16 protein-coding genes are annotated in these 17,478 nt (G+C 68.9%); 5 read left to right on the forward strand and 11 right to left on the reverse strand.

Translation table 11 applies throughout. The annotated features are described in order from the left end of the window. Positions 1–594: isocitrate/isopropylmalate family dehydrogenase (locus A5622_RS17590; RefSeq protein ID WP_255361709.1), on the reverse strand; the 594-nt coding region annotated here is incomplete at its 3' end. Positions 595–640: 46 nt separating this feature from the next. Beyond that, complete coding sequence (gene serA / locus A5622_RS17595) at positions 641–2,227, reverse strand: phosphoglycerate dehydrogenase (protein WP_066862054.1); 1,587 nt, start codon at positions 2,225–2,227, stop codon at positions 641–643. A 29-nt stretch (positions 2,228–2,256) separates the two neighbouring features. Between serA and A5622_RS17600 the strand changes: the two genes are divergently transcribed. Together A5622_RS17600 and wrbA are read left to right on the forward strand one after the other, a co-directional pair. Further along, on the forward strand, positions 2,257–3,699 hold the full coding sequence (locus A5622_RS17600) for an NAD(P)/FAD-dependent oxidoreductase (RefSeq protein ID WP_066880287.1): 1,443 nt from the start codon (positions 2,257–2,259) through the stop codon (positions 3,697–3,699). After that, a complete protein-coding gene (gene wrbA, locus A5622_RS17605; protein WP_066880289.1) occupies positions 3,696–4,298 on the forward strand; it encodes an NAD(P)H:quinone oxidoreductase in 603 nt (200 codons plus the stop codon). Before A5622_RS17600 ends, wrbA begins: the two co-directional genes overlap by 4 nt. A gap of 78 nt (positions 4,299–4,376) precedes the next feature. On the opposite strand, the gene ilvC is transcribed toward wrbA, so the two are convergent. The 3 genes from ilvC to A5622_RS17620 are packed head-to-tail and all read right to left on the reverse strand — an operon-like array spanning position 4,377 to position 7,780. Continuing rightward, complete coding sequence (gene ilvC / locus A5622_RS17610; RefSeq protein WP_156752997.1) at positions 4,377–5,378, reverse strand: ketol-acid reductoisomerase; 1,002 nt, start codon at positions 5,376–5,378, stop codon at positions 4,377–4,379. A gap of 33 nt (positions 5,379–5,411) precedes the next feature. Then, a complete protein-coding gene (gene ilvN, locus A5622_RS17615) occupies positions 5,412–5,912 on the reverse strand; it encodes an acetolactate synthase small subunit (protein ID WP_066862065.1) in 501 nt (166 codons plus the stop codon). Then, positions 5,912–7,780 (reverse strand): acetolactate synthase large subunit, encoded by a 1,869-nt coding sequence (locus A5622_RS17620; RefSeq protein ID WP_066862068.1) that lies wholly within the window; start codon positions 7,778–7,780, stop codon positions 5,912–5,914. The genes ilvN and A5622_RS17620 overlap by 1 nt, the downstream gene beginning before the upstream one ends. Positions 7,781–8,138: 358 nt before the next feature. Here A5622_RS17620 and A5622_RS17625 point away from each other — a divergent pair, with 358 nt between their 5' ends. Next, a complete protein-coding gene (locus A5622_RS17625) occupies positions 8,139–8,495 on the forward strand; it encodes a PH domain-containing protein (RefSeq protein ID WP_066880292.1) in 357 nt (118 codons plus the stop codon). Positions 8,496–8,504: 9 nt separating this feature from the next. Here the strand turns inward: A5622_RS17625 and A5622_RS17630 are convergent, their stop codons facing one another. Further along, positions 8,505–9,362 (reverse strand): DoxX family protein, encoded by an 858-nt coding sequence (locus A5622_RS17630; protein WP_066862074.1) that lies wholly within the window; start codon positions 9,360–9,362, stop codon positions 8,505–8,507. Positions 9,363–9,614: 252 nt separating this feature from the next. Between A5622_RS17630 and A5622_RS17635 the strand changes: the two genes are divergently transcribed. Next, a complete protein-coding gene (locus tag A5622_RS17635) occupies positions 9,615–10,745 on the forward strand; it encodes a sorbosone dehydrogenase family protein (protein WP_066880299.1) in 1,131 nt (376 codons plus the stop codon). 90 nt (positions 10,746–10,835) lie between these two features. Here the strand turns inward: A5622_RS17635 and gatB are convergent, their stop codons facing one another. The 5 genes from gatB to gatC all read right to left on the reverse strand — a co-directional run bounded on the left by gatB (position 10,836) and on the right by gatC (position 16,570). Then, positions 10,836–12,350 (reverse strand): Asp-tRNA(Asn)/Glu-tRNA(Gln) amidotransferase subunit GatB, encoded by a 1,515-nt coding sequence (gene gatB / locus A5622_RS17640; RefSeq protein ID WP_066880294.1) that lies wholly within the window; start codon positions 12,348–12,350, stop codon positions 10,836–10,838. Positions 12,351–12,416: 66 nt separating this feature from the next. After that, positions 12,417–13,337 carry a MinD/ParA family protein gene (locus A5622_RS17645; RefSeq protein ID WP_066880297.1) on the reverse strand — a complete coding sequence of 307 codons (921 nt, stop codon included), beginning with the start codon at positions 13,335–13,337 and terminating at the stop codon, positions 12,417–12,419. A gap of 362 nt (positions 13,338–13,699) precedes the next feature. Then, positions 13,700–14,731, reverse strand: a complete 1,032-nt coding sequence (locus A5622_RS17650) for an ATP-dependent 6-phosphofructokinase (RefSeq protein WP_066862084.1) — start codon at positions 14,729–14,731, stop codon at positions 13,700–13,702. A 55-nt stretch (positions 14,732–14,786) separates the two neighbouring features. Then, positions 14,787–16,274 carry an Asp-tRNA(Asn)/Glu-tRNA(Gln) amidotransferase subunit GatA gene (gatA, locus tag A5622_RS17655; protein WP_066862087.1) on the reverse strand — a complete coding sequence of 496 codons (1,488 nt, stop codon included), beginning with the start codon at positions 16,272–16,274 and terminating at the stop codon, positions 14,787–14,789. Beyond that, the gene (gatC, locus tag A5622_RS17660; protein ID WP_066862090.1) at positions 16,271–16,570 is read right to left on the reverse strand and encodes an Asp-tRNA(Asn)/Glu-tRNA(Gln) amidotransferase subunit GatC; all 300 of its coding nucleotides are present in this window, start codon (positions 16,568–16,570) and stop codon (positions 16,271–16,273) included. Before gatC ends, gatA begins: the two co-directional genes overlap by 4 nt. A 116-nt stretch (positions 16,571–16,686) precedes the next feature. Between gatC and A5622_RS17665 the strand changes: the two genes are divergently transcribed. Beyond that, positions 16,687–17,343, forward strand: coding sequence for an amino acid-binding protein (locus A5622_RS17665; protein ID WP_156748800.1), 657 nt, complete (start codon positions 16,687–16,689; stop codon positions 17,341–17,343). Positions 17,344–17,478: the final 135 nt, after the last annotated feature.

Here is a 17,478-nt window from a genome sequence, read left to right on the forward strand (position 1 = left end):
CTGGCCCACCTCGGCCACGATGCGCGACCACAGCTTGCCGGCGAAGGTCAGCACGTTGGTTTTGTGCACCAGCGTCAAATGCTTTCGGCGCCGCTGCGCCCGTTCGAACGCATCGGCCACCACGCGGCGCACACCGAATGCCGTGTTCTGGCTTACCTCGGTGGCGACTTCGTTGGGCGTTCCGACGCGGATGGCGCCGCCGGTGCCGGTGTAGGGCCCTTCGGTTCCCTCGCGCACCACCACGAAGTCGATCTCGGGGTTGCCGGCCAGCGGGCTGTTCACGCCCGGATAGAGCCGGCCCGGGCGCAGGTTGATGTGATGGTCGAGCTCGAAACGCAGGCGCAGCAACAAGCCTCGCTCCAGCACGCCGCTGGGCACCGATGGGTCGCCGATGGCCCCGAGCAGGATGGCGTCATGCCCGCGCAGCTCGTCGACGACGGAGTCCGGCAGTAGCTCGCCGGTGGCGTGGTATCGGCGCGCGCCCAGGTCGTAGCTCGTCTTGTCCACCCCGGGCAGCACCGCGTCGAGGACCTTGACGGCCTCGGCCACTACCTCCGGGCCGATGCCGTCACCTTCGATGATGGCAAGCTTCATCGGCGCCGCTCCTCATCGCTAAGCTCTGCATCGTCGCTGGCGCGCTTCACGAAAGATCAACCACCTCAAGCTTGTTGGCGCCCACGGCCGCGCCGATTTCGGCCCGCACGTCGCCCGGCACGTCACGGTCCAGACGCAGCAGGATCGTCGCACTCGGGCCCTCGGCGTCCTCGGAGAGTTGCGCGGCCTCGATGTTCACCCCAGCCGAACCGAGCAGGGTGCCGATCTTGCCCAGCGCGCCGGGCTGGTCGACATAGTTGATCACCAGGTTGATACCGCGGGCACGCAGATCGAAGTTGCGGCCGTTGATCTGCACGATCTTCTCCACCAGCTGCGGGCCCGACAGGGTGCCCGCAACGTTGACGGCGGTGCCGTCGGGCGCGACCGCGCGCACGTCGACCACGCTGCGGTGGTTCGGGCTCTCCGAGGCCGTGCCGATCTCGGCGGTGATGCCGCGTTCTTCGGCCAGCGCCGGTGCGTTGACGAACGTCACCGGCCCCTCGACGACGGCCGAGAACAACCCACGTAGGGCCGAAAGCTTAAGCACCTCAACGTCTTCGGAGGCGAGCTCGCCGCGTACCTGCACCGACAAGGAGACCGGCGGGCCGTCGGAAAGCGTGGCGGCCAGCAACCCGAGCTTGCGCACCAGGTCCAGCCAGGGCGCCACCTCCTCGTTGACCACCCCGCCGCCGACGTTGACCGCGTCGGGGACGAATTCCCCGGCCAGAGCGAGCTTCACGCTCGCCGCGACGTCGGTGCCGGCCCGGTCCTGCGCCTCTTCTGTCGATGCCCCCAGATGCGGCGTGACCACCACCTGCGGCAGCTCGAACAGCGGGCTGTCGGTGCAGGGTTCCTTGGAGAAGACGTCGATGCCGGCCGCGCGGACGTGGCCGCTGCGCACCGCGTCGGCCAGCGCCGCCTCGTCGACCAGACCACCGCGGGCCGCGTTGACGATGATGACGCCCGGCTTGGTCTTGGCCAGCGCGTCCTTGTCGATCAGGCCCGCGGTCTCGGGTGTCTTCGGCAGGTGCACCGAGATGAAGTCGGCGCGGCCCAGCAGCTCGTCCAGCGTCAACAGTTCGATGCCCAGCTGCGCGGCCCGGGCCGGCGACACGTAGGGGTCGTAGGCGATCAGGTGAGTCCCGAAGGCGCTGAGCCGCTGGGCGACCAACTGCCCGATCCGGCCCAGGCCCACCACGCCGACCGTCTTGCCGAAGATCTCGGTGCCCGAGAACGACGACCGCTTCCAGGCGTGCTCGCGCAGTGAGGCGTCGGCGGCCGGCACCTGGCGGGCCGCCGACAGCAACAGCGCCAGCGCGTGCTCGGCGGCGCTGTGGATGTTCGACGTCGGCGCGTTCACCACCAGCACACCGCGCTCGGTGGCGGCGTCGACGTCGACGTTGTCCAGACCCACCCCGGCGCGGGCGACGATCTTCAGCTTGGGCGCCGCCGCCAGCACCTCGGCGTCGACCGTGGTGGCCGAACGCACCAGCAGCGCATCGGCCTCCGGCACGGCCGCCAGCAGCTTCTCCCGGTCGGGGCCGTCTACCCAGCGCACCTCGACCTGGTCACCGAGGGCGGCGACGGTTGATTCGGCGAGTTTGTCGGCAATGAGTACAACAGGCAGATTCACCCGGCCAGCCTATCGGCTGTAATTGACGCGTGGACGTCACCATCGTCGGCAGCGGACCCAATGGGCTGACCGCTGCCGTAATCTGCGCCCGGGCCGGTCTGAAAGTGCAGGTCGTCGAAGCTCAGCCGACATTTGGCGGGGGCGCGCGCACCGCACCCGACCCAGATTCTGCGGGAGTCTTGCACGACATCTGCTCGGCGGTGCACCCGCTGGCGTTGGCGTCGCCGTTCTTCGCCGAATTCGATTTGCGCGCGCGCGGCGTGCGCCTGACGGTGCCGGACATCTCCTACGCCAACCCGCTGCCCGGGCGTCCGGCGGCCATCGCCTACCGCGACCTGGACCGCACCTGCGCCGAGCTCGAGCACGGTGCGTCCTTCAGGCGGCTGCTGGGTCCGCTGGTCGAGCGTTCCGACCACGTGGTGGCCCTGCTGCTGGGCGACAAACGGTCCATCCCGAACTCGCTGCCCTCGGCGCTGCGGCTGGGCCTGCGGATGCTGGCCCAGGGGACCCCGGCGTGGGGGACGTTGGCCGGCGAGGACGCCCGCGCACTGTTCACCGGCGTTGCCGCCCATATCATTTCGCGGATGCCGTCGCTGACCGCGGCCGGCGCCGGGATGATGCTGGCCACCCTGGCGCATTCGGTCGGCTGGCCGATTCCGGTGGGCGGCAGTCAGGCGATCACCGACGCCCTGATCGCCGACCTGCGCGCGCACGGTGGCGAGCTGACGGCGGGCGCGGAGGTCACCGAACCGCCTGACGGGGTCGTGGCCTTCGACACCGCGCCGACCGCGCTGCTGCGGATCTACGGTGACGCCCTGCCCGCCCGCTACGCGAAAGCGTTGCGGCGCTACACGTTTGGCCCCGGCGTCGCGAAGGTGGATTTCGTGCTGAGCGACGAGATCCCGTGGTCGGACGAGCGGCTGCGGCAGGCCCCGACGCTGCACCTCGGCGGCAGCCGAGCCCAGATGGCGCGCGCCGAGGCCGACATCGCCGCCGGCCGGCACGCGCAGTGGCCCATGGTGCTGGCGGCGTCGCCGCACGTCGCCGACCCCGGCCGCATCGACGCCACCGGCCGCCGCCCGTTTTGGACCTATGCCCACGTGCCGTCGGGGTCCACCGTCGACGCGACCGAAGCGGTGACCGCGGTCGTCGAGCGCTTCGCCCCCGGCTTCCGTGACGTGGTGGTGGCCGCGCGGGCGGTGCCGGCCGCGCGGTTGTGCGAGCACAACGCGAACTACGTCGGCGGCGACATCGGGGTGGGCGGCAACTCGGCCTGGCGGGCGATCGCCGGGCCGACGCCGCGGTTAAACCCGTGGCGCACACCGGTTCCCAAGGTCTATCTGTGTTCCGCGGCCACCCCGCCGGGCGGCGGTGTGCACGGCATGGCCGGCTACTACGCGGCGCGCACGTTGTTGCACCGGGAATTCGGGATCGACACGATGCCGGATCTGCGGCCTACGATGACGCCGTGACGAAACTCGCGATCATCTACTACTCGGCCACCGGCCATGGCACCACGATGGCGCAGCGCGTTGCCGCCGCGGCCGAGAAGGCGGGGGCCGAGGTCCGCCTGAGACACGTCGCCGAAACGCAGGATCCCGAATCCTTCGCCCACAACCCGGCCTGGACGGCCAATTACGAGGCCACCAAAGACCTTCCGGCCGCCACCGGCGACGACATCGTCTGGGCCGACGCGGTGATCTTCGGTTCACCGACCCGCTTCGGCTCTCCGGCAGCGCAATTGCGCGCGTTCCTCGACTCGCTGGGCGGGCTGTGGGCGCAGGGCAAACTCGCCGACAAGGTGTACGCGGGCTTCACGTCATCGAACACCGTGCACGGCGGTCAGGAATCCACCCTGCTCTCGCTGTACATCACGCTGATGCATTTCGGCGGCATCATCGTGCCCCCGGGCTACACCGACCCGTCGAAGTTCGTCGACGGCAATCCCTACGGGGCGAGCCTGGTCACCACCCACGACAACATCGAGGACATCGGTGAGGTCACCGACACGGCCCTCGAGCATCTGGCCATTCGGGTGGTGGCGATCGCCGACCGGCTCCGCGACACTTAAACCACGCACACGACACGCCGTAAACGGTCGCCGTAGTTTAAGTTTCGCGGGCGGCGGTCCCAGGTCGGCGCGAAAGCGCTAGGCGGTCTCGGTGATCGGCCGGTCGACCCAGCTCATCAGGTCGCGCAGCTTCTTGCCGGTGACCTCGATGGGGTGCTCGGCGTTCTCCTTGCGCAACTGCTCGAGCTGCTTGTTGCCACCCTCGACGTTGGCGACCAACTTCTTGGTGAACTCGCCGCTTTGGATGTCGCGCAGGATCTCGCGCATCCGCTCCTTGGTGCCGGCGTCGATCACGCGCGGACCGGACAGGTAGCCGCCGAACTCCGCGGTGTCGGACACCGAGTAGTTCATCCGCGCGATGCCGCCCTCGTACATCAGGTCGACGATCAGCTTGAGCTCGTGCAGCACCTCGAAGTAGGCCATCTCCGGCGGGTAGCCCGCCTCGACCATCACGTCGAAACCAGTCTTCACCAATTCCTCTGTGCCACCGCACAACACGGCCTGCTCACCGAACAGGTCCGTCTCGGTCTCGTCCTTGAAGGTGGTCTTGATGACGCCGGCGCGGGTGCCGCCGATGGCCTTGGCATAGGACAGGGCCAGCGCCTCGCCGTCGCCGTTCGGGTCCTGGTCGACGGCGATCAGCGCGGGCACACCCTTGCCGTCGACGAACTGGCGGCGCACCAGGTGCCCCGGGCCCTTCGGTGCCACCATGGCGATGGTGACGTTGGCCGGCGGCTTGATCAGGTCGAAGTGGATGTTGAGGCCGTGGCCGAAGAACAACGCGTCGCCATCCTGGAGGTTGGGTTCGATGTCGTTCTTGAAGATGTCGGCCTGCGCGGTGTCGGGCGCCAGCAGCATGATCACGTCGGCCCACTTGGCGACCTCGGCGGGGGTGTCCACGTCCAGGCCCTGCTCTTCGACCTTGGCCCGCGACTTCGACCCCTCCTTCAGGCCCACCTTCACCTGCACGCCGGAGTCGCGCAGGCTCAGCGAGTGCGCGTGTCCTTGGCTGCCGTATCCGATGACACCGACCTTGCGACCCTGGATGATCGTCAGGTCCGCATCGTCGTCGTAGAACATTTCTAGTGCCACTGTTGAATATCTCCTTGTCTGTTACTTGGCCGTGCCGATTCCGCGTGGACCGCGAGACAGCGCCACCACTCCCGATTGGACGATTTCACGGATCCCGAAAGGTTCCAGGATCCGCAGCAGCGCCTCGATCTTGCCGCGGTCGCCCGTCGCCTCGATCGTCAACGCCTCGGTGGAAACGTCGATCACCTTGGCGCGGAACAGGTTCACCGCCTCGATGACCTGACTGCGGGTGCCCGCGTCGGCGCGGACCTTGATCAACGCCAATTCCCGCGACACCGAGTTGTCGTCATCGAGCTCGACGATCTTGATGACGTTGATCAGCTTGTTGAGCTGCTTGGTGATCTGCTCGAGCGGGGTCTCCTCGGCGGAGACCACGATCGTCATCCGCGACATGTCCTTTTGCTCGGTGGCACCGACCGCCAGCGATTCGATGTTGAAGCCGCGCCGGCTGAACAGCGCCGCCACGCGGGCGAGCACACCGGGTTTGTCCTCGACCAGCACCGAGAGGGTATGCGTTTGCATCAGGCGTGCCCTTCGCTCTCGTCGTCGAAGAGCGGACGGATGCCGCGGGCCGCCTGGATCTCGTCGTTGCTGGTACCGGCGGCCACCATCGGCCACACCTGCGCGTCGGCGCCGACGATGAAGTCGATCACCACCGGGCGGTCGTTGATCGCACGCGCCTGGTTAATCACGTCTTCCACGTCTTCCTCACGCTCGCAACGCAATCCGACGCAACCCAGCGCCTCGGCCAGCTTCACGAAGTCCGGGATCCGATGCGAATGCGTCGCCAGATCGGTCTGCGAGTAGCGCTCCTCGTAGAACAGCGTCTGCCACTGGCGCACCATGCCCAGGTTGCCGTTGTTGATCAGCGCCACCTTGATCGGCACGCCTTCGATCGCGCAGGTGGCCAGCTCCTGGTTGGTCATCTGGAAACAGCCGTCGCCGTCGATGGCCCACACCTCAGCCTCGGGGCGCGCCATCTTGGCCCCCATGGCCGCCGGGATGGCGAAACCCATGGTGCCCAACCCGCCCGAGTTCAGCCAGGTGCGCGGCTTCTCGTAGGAGATGAACTGGGCCGCCCACATCTGGTGCTGGCCCACGCCGGCGACGTACAGGGCGTCGGGACCGGCGATCTGGCCGAGCTTTTCGATGACGTATTCCGGGCCGAGGCTGCCGTCACTCTGCGGCCCGTAGCTCAGCGGATAGGTGGACTGGACCTCGTTGAGGTAGGCCCACCACTCGGTCATGTCGAGCTTGCCGGGGATCCCATCGTGGCGCAGCAACTCGAGCAGCTCGATGATGACGGCCTTGACGTCGCCCACGATCGGCACGTCGGCGTGGCGGTTCTTGCCGATCTCGGCGGGGTCGATGTCGGCGTGAATGACCTTGGCTTCCGGGGCGAAGGTGTCCAGCTTCCCGGTCACCCGGTCATCGAAGCGGGTCCCCAGCGCGATCAGCAGGTCGCTGCGCTGCAGGGCCGCCACCGCGGCGACCGTGCCGTGCATGCCGGGCATGCCCATGTGCTGCTTGTGGCTGTCGGGGAACGCGCCGCGCGCCATCAGCGTGGTCACCACGGGGATGCCGGTCAGCTCGGCCAGCTCGCGCAGCTGCTCGGTCGCGTCACCGCGGATGACCCCGCCGCCGACGTAGAGCACCGGCTTGCGGGAGGCCGCGATCAGTTTGGCGGCCTCCCGGATCTGCCGGCTGTGCGGTTTGGTGTTCGGCTTGTAGCCGGGCAAGTCCAGGCGGGGCGGCCAGCTGAACGTGCACTGGCCCTGCAGCACGTCCTTGGGGATGTCGACCAGCACCGCTCCGGGACGCCCCGAGGAGGCGATGTGGAACGCCTCGGCCAGCACCTGCGGGATCTCGTTACCCGAGCGGACCAGGAAGTTGTGCTTGGTGATCGGCATCGTGATGCCCGAGATGTCGGCTTCCTGGAAGGCGTCGGTGCCGATCAGCGAGCGTCCGACCTGGCCGGTCACGGCCACCACGGGAATCGAGTCCATCTGGGCGTCGGCCAGCGGGGTCACCAGGTTGGTCGCGCCGGGGCCCGAGGTCGCCATGCAGACACCGACCTTGCCGGTGGCGTGGGCGTAGCCGCTGGCGGCGTGGCCGGCGCCCTGCTCGTGACGGACCAGCACGTGGCGCAGCTTCTGCGAGTCGAACAGCGGGTCATAGACGGGCAGCACCGCGCCGCCGGGAATGCCGAAGATGACCTCTACGCCGAGTTCCTCCAGCGAACGAATCACCGATTGGGCGCCGGTAAGTTGTTCGGGCCCAATGCGTTTCGGCTTACCGGCCGCAGACTTCGCGGCGGGCTTGGCCGCGTCCGTGGCGATGTCGGCAGCGTCCGGTGTCGCGGCGGGGTGCTGCCTGATGGGAGCGCTCACTGTCGTTTTCGTCCTTATTCATTTCCGGGAATCTCGCTGGGGCAACAAAAAACCCCCGACAGCTCATCTGCTGCACGAGGGTTGCGCGTTGGTGCTGGATTGCTTCACATGCTCAAACGCAAGTCAGCCGCCAACGCGCCGACTAATTACTACGAGCATCCCGGGCTTTCCGGCGGTATCCATAGCGTCCGACGGTAGCCTTCGCACAGCTCAGCAGTCAAATCCGTGCCCGCTCACCAGGCGGGTTGACCGCCGTTACGCCGGGTGAGTGCGGCCGGAACCGGTCCCGCGCGCGGGGTGAAATGATGGTGGGGTGGCTAGCGGCTCGTCTCCCCAAACCCCGTCCCAGGCGCCCGTCGTGATCAAGGTGTCGCCGATCGCGCATCTGGCCGTCGGGTTCTTGACGCTGGGGTTGCTGATACCGGTGATGCTCTGGGCGCCGTCCCTGCCGCTGCTGATCCTGCCGATACTGCTGTCGGCGTTGATCATCCGGCTACGCACCGTCGCCGACGACCGGGGCGTGACCGTCCGGACGCTGCTGGGCAGCCGGCGGGTGCCCTGGGAGGAGATCGACGGGCTGCGTTTTCACCGCGGTTCGTGGGGTCGCGCGCGCCTCAAGAGCGGCGAAGAGCTGCGGTTGCCCGCGGTCACGTTCTCCACGCTGCCGCAGCTGACGCAGGCCAGCGCCGGGCGGGTCCCCAACCCCTACCAGTGAAGTGGCTGGTCAGCCGATCGGATTCACGCCGTTGAGCGCCACCCACACCCCGACACCGGCGGCGATGCCGGCCAGCAGCGCGACAAAGGAGCCGATGAAGGGCCGATGCGCCCAACCGCGGCGCGCGTCCAGGCCATACCGGCCGGGTCCGCACAGCACGACCGCGACGGCCAGCACGATCAGGGTGATCTGGTATTCGTGGCCCTCGGGCAGGAAGAACGAGAAGTTGCGGGTATGCGGCCGCACCGAGACGCTGGCCAGCAGGCCGTTGATCAAGAACGCCAACGCCCCCGCCGCGGCGACCGGCGTGAACAAGCCCAGTACCAGCAGCACACCCGCCACGACCTCACCGCCGGCGCTCACGTAGGCGAGGATGTCCGCGTGCTGGTAGCCGACATCGGACAGTGAGTTCTTGAAGCCCGTCACGCCCGAGCCACCCCACCAGCCGAACAGCTTCTGCAGCCCGTGGGCGCCGAGCACCACGCCCAGCCCGACGCGCAGCAGCAGCAAACCGAGGTGCTGCGTTCCGCGCCGGCCGACATCGTGCAGCCGGTCGTGGTGTTCGTCGTCGGCGAGGTCAGCCTCGGGAGCCGCGTTCCGGGCCGCCGAATGCGGCTGTACGTAGGGCAGGGGCTCCTGCTGTTCCAGCAGGTTGTAGCCCCCGGCCCCGGAGCCGGCGACCGCGGCGGCGGCGCCGTACGGGATGACGGTGGTGGTCCCGGTGGACGGGTTGAAGTCGCCGGGATAGCCGACCGGCGTCAGGTCATCTTCGGGATCGACCAGCCGCGCCGAGGCGGGGCGTCCCGGGGTCGGCTCCGGGGATTCGCCGGGGCGTTGCCAATGTGCGTCATTCGGTTGACTGGTCACGGGTGTCAGGGTAAGGGCATTCCGTCCTGAATTGGGGATTTGAGCGGCGCTTTCGCCTGGCAATCGGCGGTTTGCCCGTCAAACCGGGCCGGATCGACCCGAAATCGCCTTCCGGGCCCGTTTCGGCGGTCCGTGACGCGAGATCGCGCATGGTCGACAGTGGCGCGCGGCCGGCCTCCGATCGGGCCTTCGGCGGCGGGCACGACGGACGTGTGTGGCGGCGCCGCCGACAGTGTCCGTAGCCTGACGGTCATGCGACTAGGGCGATTGGGGCGGTCGGTTCGGCGTGGGTTCGCTGCGCTGTGCGCCCTCGTGCTGGTGACAAGCGGGTGCGCCCGCTTCAACGACGCCCAATCGCAGCCGTTCACCACCGCGCCCGAGCTCAAGCCGCAACCCAGCTCGACGCCTCCCCCGCCGCCGCCGCTGCCGCCCACGCCGTTCCCCAAGGCGTGCCCCGCCCCCGGCGTGATGCAGGGCTGCCTGGAGAGCACCAGTGGCCTGATCATGGGCCCGGACAGCAAAACCGCGCTGGTCGCCGAGCGCACCACCGGCGCGGTCAAGGAGATCTCGGTCAACGCCGAACCGAAGGTGAAGACGGTGATCCCGGTCGACTCGTCCGGCGACGGCGGTTTGATGGACATCGTGATGTCGCCCACCTACACCCAGGACCGCCTGATGTACGCCTACATCAGCACGCCCACCGACAACCGGGTGATCCGCGTGGCCGACGGCGACATCCCCAAGGACATCCTGACCGGGATCCCCAAGGGCGCCACCGGAAACACCGGGGCGTTGATCTTCACCAGCCCCACCACGCTGGTCGTGATGACCGGTGACGCGGGCAATCCGGCGCTGGCCGCCGACCCCAAGTCGCTGGCCGGCAAGGTGCTGCGGATCGAGCAGCCGACCACCGTGGGCCAGGCGCCGCCGACGACGGCGCTGTCCGGCGTGGGTGCCGGCGGCGGCCTGTGCACCGACCCGGTTGACGGCTCGCTGTACGTCGCCGACCGCACCCCGACGGCAGATCGGTTGCAGCGCATCACCAAAACGTCCGATGTGTCCACGGTGTGGACCTGGCCGGACAAACCCGGCGTGGCAGGCTGCGCCGCGATGGACGGGACCGTGCTGGTCAACTTGATCAACACCAAGCTGACGGTCGCGGTCCGGCTGGCGCCGGCCACCGGCGCGGTCACCGGTGAACCCGACGTCGTCCGCAAGGACACCCACGCCCACGCCTGGGCGCTGCGCATGTCGCCGGATGGAAACGTCTGGGGCGCAACGGTCAACAAGACGGCCGGAGATGCCGAGAAGCTGGACGACGTGGTGTTCCCGCTCTTCCCGCAGGGCGGCGGTTTCCCGCGCAACAGCGACGACAAGAGCTAGGCCGGTTCTCGATCCGCCGAGTGTGCAGTTTACGACGGCGTATCGGCGTGTCGCGCCGTGGATCACACGCTCGACGCGCAGCTAGGCCGGTCAGCCCTGGCCGCAGGCGGCCAACACCAATTCGCGTACCCGCGCGGCGTCGGCCTGGCCGCGGGTGGCCTTCATCACCGCGCCGACGATCGCGCCGGCCGCGGCCACCTTGCCGCCGCGAATCTTTTCTGCCACATCGGGATTGGCGGCCAACGCCTCGTCGACGGCGGCCTGGGTCACCGAGTCGTCACGCACCAGGGCCAGACCGCGCGCGGTCATCACCTCGTCGGGCTCGCCCTCCCCGGCCAGCACGCCCTCGACGACCTGACGGGCCAGCTTGGTGGACAGCTTGCCCTCGTCCACCAGCGCCACGACGGCGGCGACCTGGGCCGGCGTGATGGCCAGCTCGTCCAGCGCCACGTTGGCCTCGTTGGCCTTCTGCATCAAGAAGTTTCCCCACCAGGCGCGGGCCTGTTCGCTGGAGGCGCCGTGCGCGATGGTCGCGGTGACCAATTCGATCGCCCCGGCGTTGACCAGGTCGCGCATCACCTCGTCGGAGATGCCCCACTCGTCCTGAATGCGCTTGCGGCTCAACCACGGCAGCTCGGGGATGGACGCGCGCAGCCGCTCGACCAGTTCGCGGCTGGGCGCGACGGGCTCGAGGTCCGGCTCGGGGAAATACCGGTAGTCCTCGGCCGTTTCTTTGGTGCGGCCCGGGCTCGTGTAGCCACCGGTCTCGTGAAAGTGCCGGGTTTCCTGGATGATTCGACCACCCGAGGCCAGAACCGCGGCCTGGCGCTGCATTTCGTAGCGCACCGCCACCTCGACGCTCTTGAGCGAGTTGACGTTCTTGGTCTCGGTCCGGGTGCCGAACTCGCTCGCACCGGTGGGTTTGAGCGACACATTGGAGTCACATCGCATGGAGCCCTGGTCCATGCGGACGTCGGATACGCCCAAGGCGCGCAACAGGTCTCGCAACGCCGTCACGTAGGCGCGGGCGATCTGCGGCGCCCGGGCTCCGGCGCCCTCGATAGGCTTGGTGACGATTTCGATCAGCGGCACGCCGGCGCGGTTGTAGTCGATCAGCGACGTGGTCGCGCCGTGGATGCGGCCCGTCTCACTGCCGATGTGGGTGAGCTTGCCGGTGTCTTCCTCCATGTGCGCGCGCTCGATCTCCACCCGCCAGGTGGTGCCGTCCTCCAGCGGCGCCTCCAGGTAGCCGTTGATGGCGATCGGCTCGTCGTATTGCGAAATCTGGTAGTTCTTGGGCTGGTCCGGGTAGAAGTAGTTCTTCCGGGCGAAGCGGCACCACGGGACGATCTCGCAGTTCAGCGCCAGCCCGATGCGAATGGCCGACTCGACCGCGGCCTGGTTGAGCACGGGCAGCGAGCCGGGCAGGCCCAGGCACACCGGGCACACCTGGGTGTTGGGTTCGGCGCCGAACGCGGTGGTGCATCCGCAGAACATCTTGGTGACGGTGGACAGCTCCACGTGCACCTCGAGGCCGAGTACCGGATCGAAACGGGCGATGACGTCGTCGAAGTCCATCAGATCGGCGCTGGCGGCAACACTCATGCGCTCGATCCTAGTGGTGATCGCGAGCGCGGCGGAGCCGGGCGAAGCGGGTCACCGCCGATCAACCTAATGGTGATCGCGAGCGCGCTCCCCTCCCCTGCCGGGGAACATCTCGGCCAGCGCGGCCGCCAGCTCGAGATAGCTGCGCCGACTCTCCTTGCTCAATCGGTCCAGCGCGATCTTTCGTCCCTCGTGGACGTGCCGATCGAACGGCAGCACCACCGTGGCCCCGACGCGGGCGGACAGCCGGTCGAGTTCGGTGACGGCCACGGCGTCGACCTTGGCCGGCTCGACATGGTTGACGGCCAGCACCGTCCACTGCATCAGGGATTGATAGCCGTTGTGGCACAACCAATCCAGCGTCGCCCGAGTTTTGCGTATCGCATCGATGGCGGGACTGGTCACCACCACCAGGGCACGCGATTCCGGCAGAACAGCGTCCATCACAGCGGAATTGAGTGTTTTCACACAGTCGACCAACACCACCGAATACTGGTTTCGCAGCATCGAGAAAGCCCGCAGCATGTCGTGCCGTTCCAGGCGCCAGTCGCTGTCCGGCAGCCCGAGCACTTCCAGGCCGAAGCCGTTCATGTACGTCAGCGCGCGAATGTCCTCGTACTGCGGCGCTGGGTTGCCGTGCAACAGGTCGGCCAGGCTGTGCGGGTTGCGGCGGCCGTGGCGTTCCGACAGGTCGCCGGCGTCGATGTCGAGGGCGAGCACCCGGTCGTCGCGTACCGCCGCGAACGTCGACCCCAGCGCCTCCACCACCGTGGTCTTACCGACCCCGCCCTTGAGGTTGAGCACGGCGATCGGGAAGGCACCGCCGACGGTTGCGCGGATGCGCCGCCGCAGCTCGTTCTCGTACGCCGTGTTCTTGCCCGGGCCAAGCTCGATGCCGGTCACGCGGTGCAGCAGCTGCCGCCAGTCGAACCGATTGGCGGCGGTGTCTTGCGTGTCGAAGCGGTCCAGCGCCGTCGCCCCCAGCATCGGCTCGGGGCGCGCCGCCGCCGGCCGGGCCGGCCGGCGCGGTGGTGGCGGCGGTGGCGGTCCGCCCGGGTGTCGATGCGGTCCGCGGGCCTGCGGCACGGTGGCCGCCGCGGGGTCGGCGCCGGCGCGGCGCCTGGGCGGGCCCGGCTTATGGTTCGGCGGAACCGGTGGTCCCCCCGCTGCCGCGGATTGCTGAACGACTCCGCGAATCGCACCGCGGTGGCTCATATCCCCGGTATAACCCCTGAGGACCGTTCCGGAAACCACCAAAATGCGGCGATCGCAAACCACCTGGATCGTTAGCGGGCTAATTCAGGCCGCGGTTCTCTGCGGTCCACCGAATGTTCGCCCTGTGGGCGCGTCTAACCGAAGAACGCGGCGGCGTCGTCGTAGCGGCTATCGGGGACCAGCTTGAGCTGACGCACCGCGTCGGCCAACGGAACGCGGCCGATATCCTGCCCGCGCAGCGACACCATCTGGCCGTATTCCCCGGCGTGCGCGGCGTCGGCCGCATTCACCCCGAACCGGGTGGCCAACACCCGGTCGTAGGCCGTCGGGGTACCGCCCCGCTGGACGTGACCGAGCACGGTCACCCGGACGTCCTTGTTGATCCGCTTCTCCACCTCGGCGCCGAGCTGGGCGGCCACACCGGTGAACTTCTCGTGGCCGAATTCGTCAATCCCGCCTTCTCGCAACGCAATCGAACCGGGAATGGGCTTGGCGCCCTCGGCGACCACGCAGATGAAGTGCGAATCTCCGCGCTGAAAGCGCCTTTTCACCAGCCGGCAGACCTCTTCGACGTCGAAGGGCTGCTCGGGGATCAGGGTCATGTGTGCGCCCGACGCCAGACCGGCGTTCAGCGCGATCCAGCCGGCGTGGCGGCCCATCACCTCGACCAGCATGACCCGCTGGTGCGATTCGGCGGTGCTGTGCAGCCGGTCGATGGCGTCGGTGGCCACGGTCAGCGCGGTGTCATGGCCGAAAGTCACGTCGGTGCAATCGATGTCGTTGTCGATGGTCTTGGGGACACCGACCACGGGCACATTCTCCTCCGAGAGCCAGTGCGCGGCCGTCAGCGTGCCCTCCCCGCCGATGGGGATCAGGACGTCGATTCCGTTGTCGTCCAGGGTCTGCTTGATCTGGTTCAGCCCGGCCCGCAGTTTGTCGGGATGCACGCGGGCGGTGCCCAGCATGGTTCCGCCCTTGGCCAGCAGACGGTCGTTGCGATCGTCGTTCTGCAGCTGGACGCGGCGGTTCTCCAGCAATCCGCGCCAGCCGTCCTGGAATCCGACCACCGACGAGCCGTACCGCGCGTCGCAGGTTCGCACCACCGCCCGGATGACCGCGTTGAGTCCAGGGCAGTCGCCGCCTCCGGTGAGCACTCCGATCCGCATGGTTTCATCTTGCCTGGGACGGCGGGGTTATGGCGCGATTAGCCGCGACGGCTCACTAGACGGTGGGCGCCGAGGGCAGCGGCCCGCGGGCCGCCTCGTAGGCGGCGCCGACCCGGTAGAGCCGGTCGTCGGCCAGCGCCGGCGCCATGATCTGCAGCCCGACGGGCAGGTCGTCGTCCGGCGACAGACCGGCCGGCACCGACATGCCGCAGTGCCCCGCCAGATTCAGCGGCAGCGTGCACAGGTCGAACAGATACATCGCCAGCGGATCGTCGACCTTCTCCCCCAGCCGAAACGCCGTGGTCGGGGTCGCGGGCGACACCACCACGTCCACCGAGCGATAGGCCTCGTCCAGGTCGCGGGCGATCAGCGTGCGCACCTTCTGCGCCTGGTTGTAATACGCGTCGTAGTAGCCGGCCGACAACGCATACGTGCCGATCATGATGCGCCGCTTGACCTCCGGCCCGAAACCGGCAGCCCGCGTCAGCGCCATCACCTCCTCGGCGCTGTGGCTGCCGTCGTCGCCGACCCGCAGCCCGTAGCGCATCGCGTCGAAGCGGGCCAGGTTGCTCGACACCTCCGACGGCAGGATCAGGTAGTAGGCGGCCAGCGCGTACTCGAAGTGGGGGCAGTCGACCTCGCTCACGTCAGCGCCCAGGGCGGTCAGCTGCTCGACGGCGGCCTCGAACGCGCTCAGCACCCCGGGCTGATAACCCTCGCCGCGTAGCTGCTTGACCACTCCGACGCGCACGCCCTTGAGGTCACCGTCCGCGCCGGCCCGGGCGGCGCCCACGACGTCGGGCACCGCCGCGTCCACCGACGTGGAGTCGCGGGGGTCATGCCCGGCGATCACCTGGTGCAGCAGTGCGGTGTCGAGCACCGTGCGCGCGCACGGGCCGCCCTGATCCAGCGACGACGCGCACGCCACCAGGCCGTAGCGCGACACCGTGCCGTAGGTCGGCTTGACTCCCACCGTTGCGGTGAGCGCGGCGGGCTGCCGGATGGAGCCGCCGGTGTCGGATCCGATCGCCAGCGGGGCCTGGTACGCGGCCAACGCGGCCGCGCTGCCGCCGCCGGAGCCACCGGGCACCCGGTCGACGTCCCACGGGTTGCGGGTGGGCCCATAGGCGGAGTTCTCGGTCGAGCTGCCCATCGCGAACTCGTCCATGTTGGTCTTGCCCAGGATCGGGATGCCCGCGGCGCGCAGCCGCGAGGTGAGAGTGGCGTCGTACGGGGAACGCCAGCCCTCGAGGATCTTGGACCCGCAGGTGGTGGGCATGTCGACGGTGGTGAAGACGTCCTTGAGCGCCAGCGGGACCCCGGCCAGCGGGGACGGCAGCCGCTCCCCGGCGGCCACCGCCTCGTCGACGACGGCCGCCGCCGCCAGCGCCTCGTCGGCCGCCACGTGCAGGAAGGCGTGGTAGCGGTCGTCGGTCGCGGCGATCTGGTCCAGGCATGCCTGGGTGACCTCGACCGAGGACACCTCTTTGGCGGCGATCCGGGCGGCCAGGGTGGCGGCGTCGGACCGGACGATCTCGTTCACTCGGCGTCCCCCAGGATCTGCGGGACGCCGAAGCGGCCGTCGACGGCCTCGGGCGCCTCGGCCAGCGCCTCGGCCTGCGTGAGGCAGGGGGCCGGCTGGTCGGGACGGGTGACGTTGACGTCCTTGAGCGGGTTGTCGGTCGCCTCGACGCCGGTGACGTCCACCGCCTGGACCTGGCTGACGTGGGTCAAGATGGCGTCGAGCTGGCCGGCGAAGCTGTCGAGCTCGCTGTCGGTCAGCGCCAGCCGGGACAGCCGGGCCAGGTGCGCTACCTCGTCGCGGGAGATCTGGGACACGATCCGAAAGCCTAGCCCGCCGCGTCCTTGGCGCTGGCGTGACGTTGGGCGACCACCGTCACACCACCGTGACGCTCGGCGGGCAGAAGCCACATGCCTGTGCAACAGTGTTGGCCGTGCCCTCCTATCTGTTGCGCATCGAGCTCGTCGACCGGCCAGGCAGCCTGGGGTCGCTGGCGGTGGCGCTCGGTTCGGTGGGCGCCGACATCCTGTCGCTCGATGTGGTGGAGCGCAGCTCGGGCTACGCGACCGACGACCTGGTGATCGAACTGCCGCCCGGCGCCATGCCGGACACGCTGATCACGGCCGCCGAGTCCCTGTCTGGTGTCCGGGTGGACAGCGTGCGCCCGCACACCGGCCTGCTGGAGGCGCACCGCGAACTCGAGCTGCTCGACCACATCGCCGCGGCCGACGGCAAGGCCGCACGACTGCAGGTTCTCGCCAACGAGGCGCCCAAGGTGCTGCGCGTCAGTTGGTGCACGGTGTTGCGCAGCGCGGACGGCGAGCTCCAGCGCCTGGCCGGCAGCCCCGGCGCCCCGGAGACCAAGGCGGACTCGGCGCCCTGGCTGCCGATCGAACGGGCCGTCACGCTGGACAGCAGCGGCGACTGGGTGCCCCAAGCGTGGCGCGACATGGACATGACGATGGTCGCGGCCCCGCTGGGCGATCCGCACACCGCCGTGGTGCTCGGCCGTCCCGGCCCCGAATTCCGGCCCTCGGAGGTCGCCCGGCTGGGTTACCTCGCCGGGATCGTGGCGACCATGCTGCGCTGACGGGCAGCAATTCCATCGATACCGTCGGCCGGAGACCGCGCAGAACCTAGCTAGTTGTTTGTCGGTGGTGGGTGGGGTTGGAAGGGTGTGTACCACCACCAGTCGGCGCGTTCGCCGATCGGTCCCGGACACGGC

This window comes from Mycobacterium sp. 1245801.1 (assembly GCF_001673055.1).
GTDB classification, from domain to species: domain Bacteria; phylum Actinomycetota; class Actinomycetes; order Mycobacteriales; family Mycobacteriaceae; genus Mycobacterium; species Mycobacterium europaeum_A.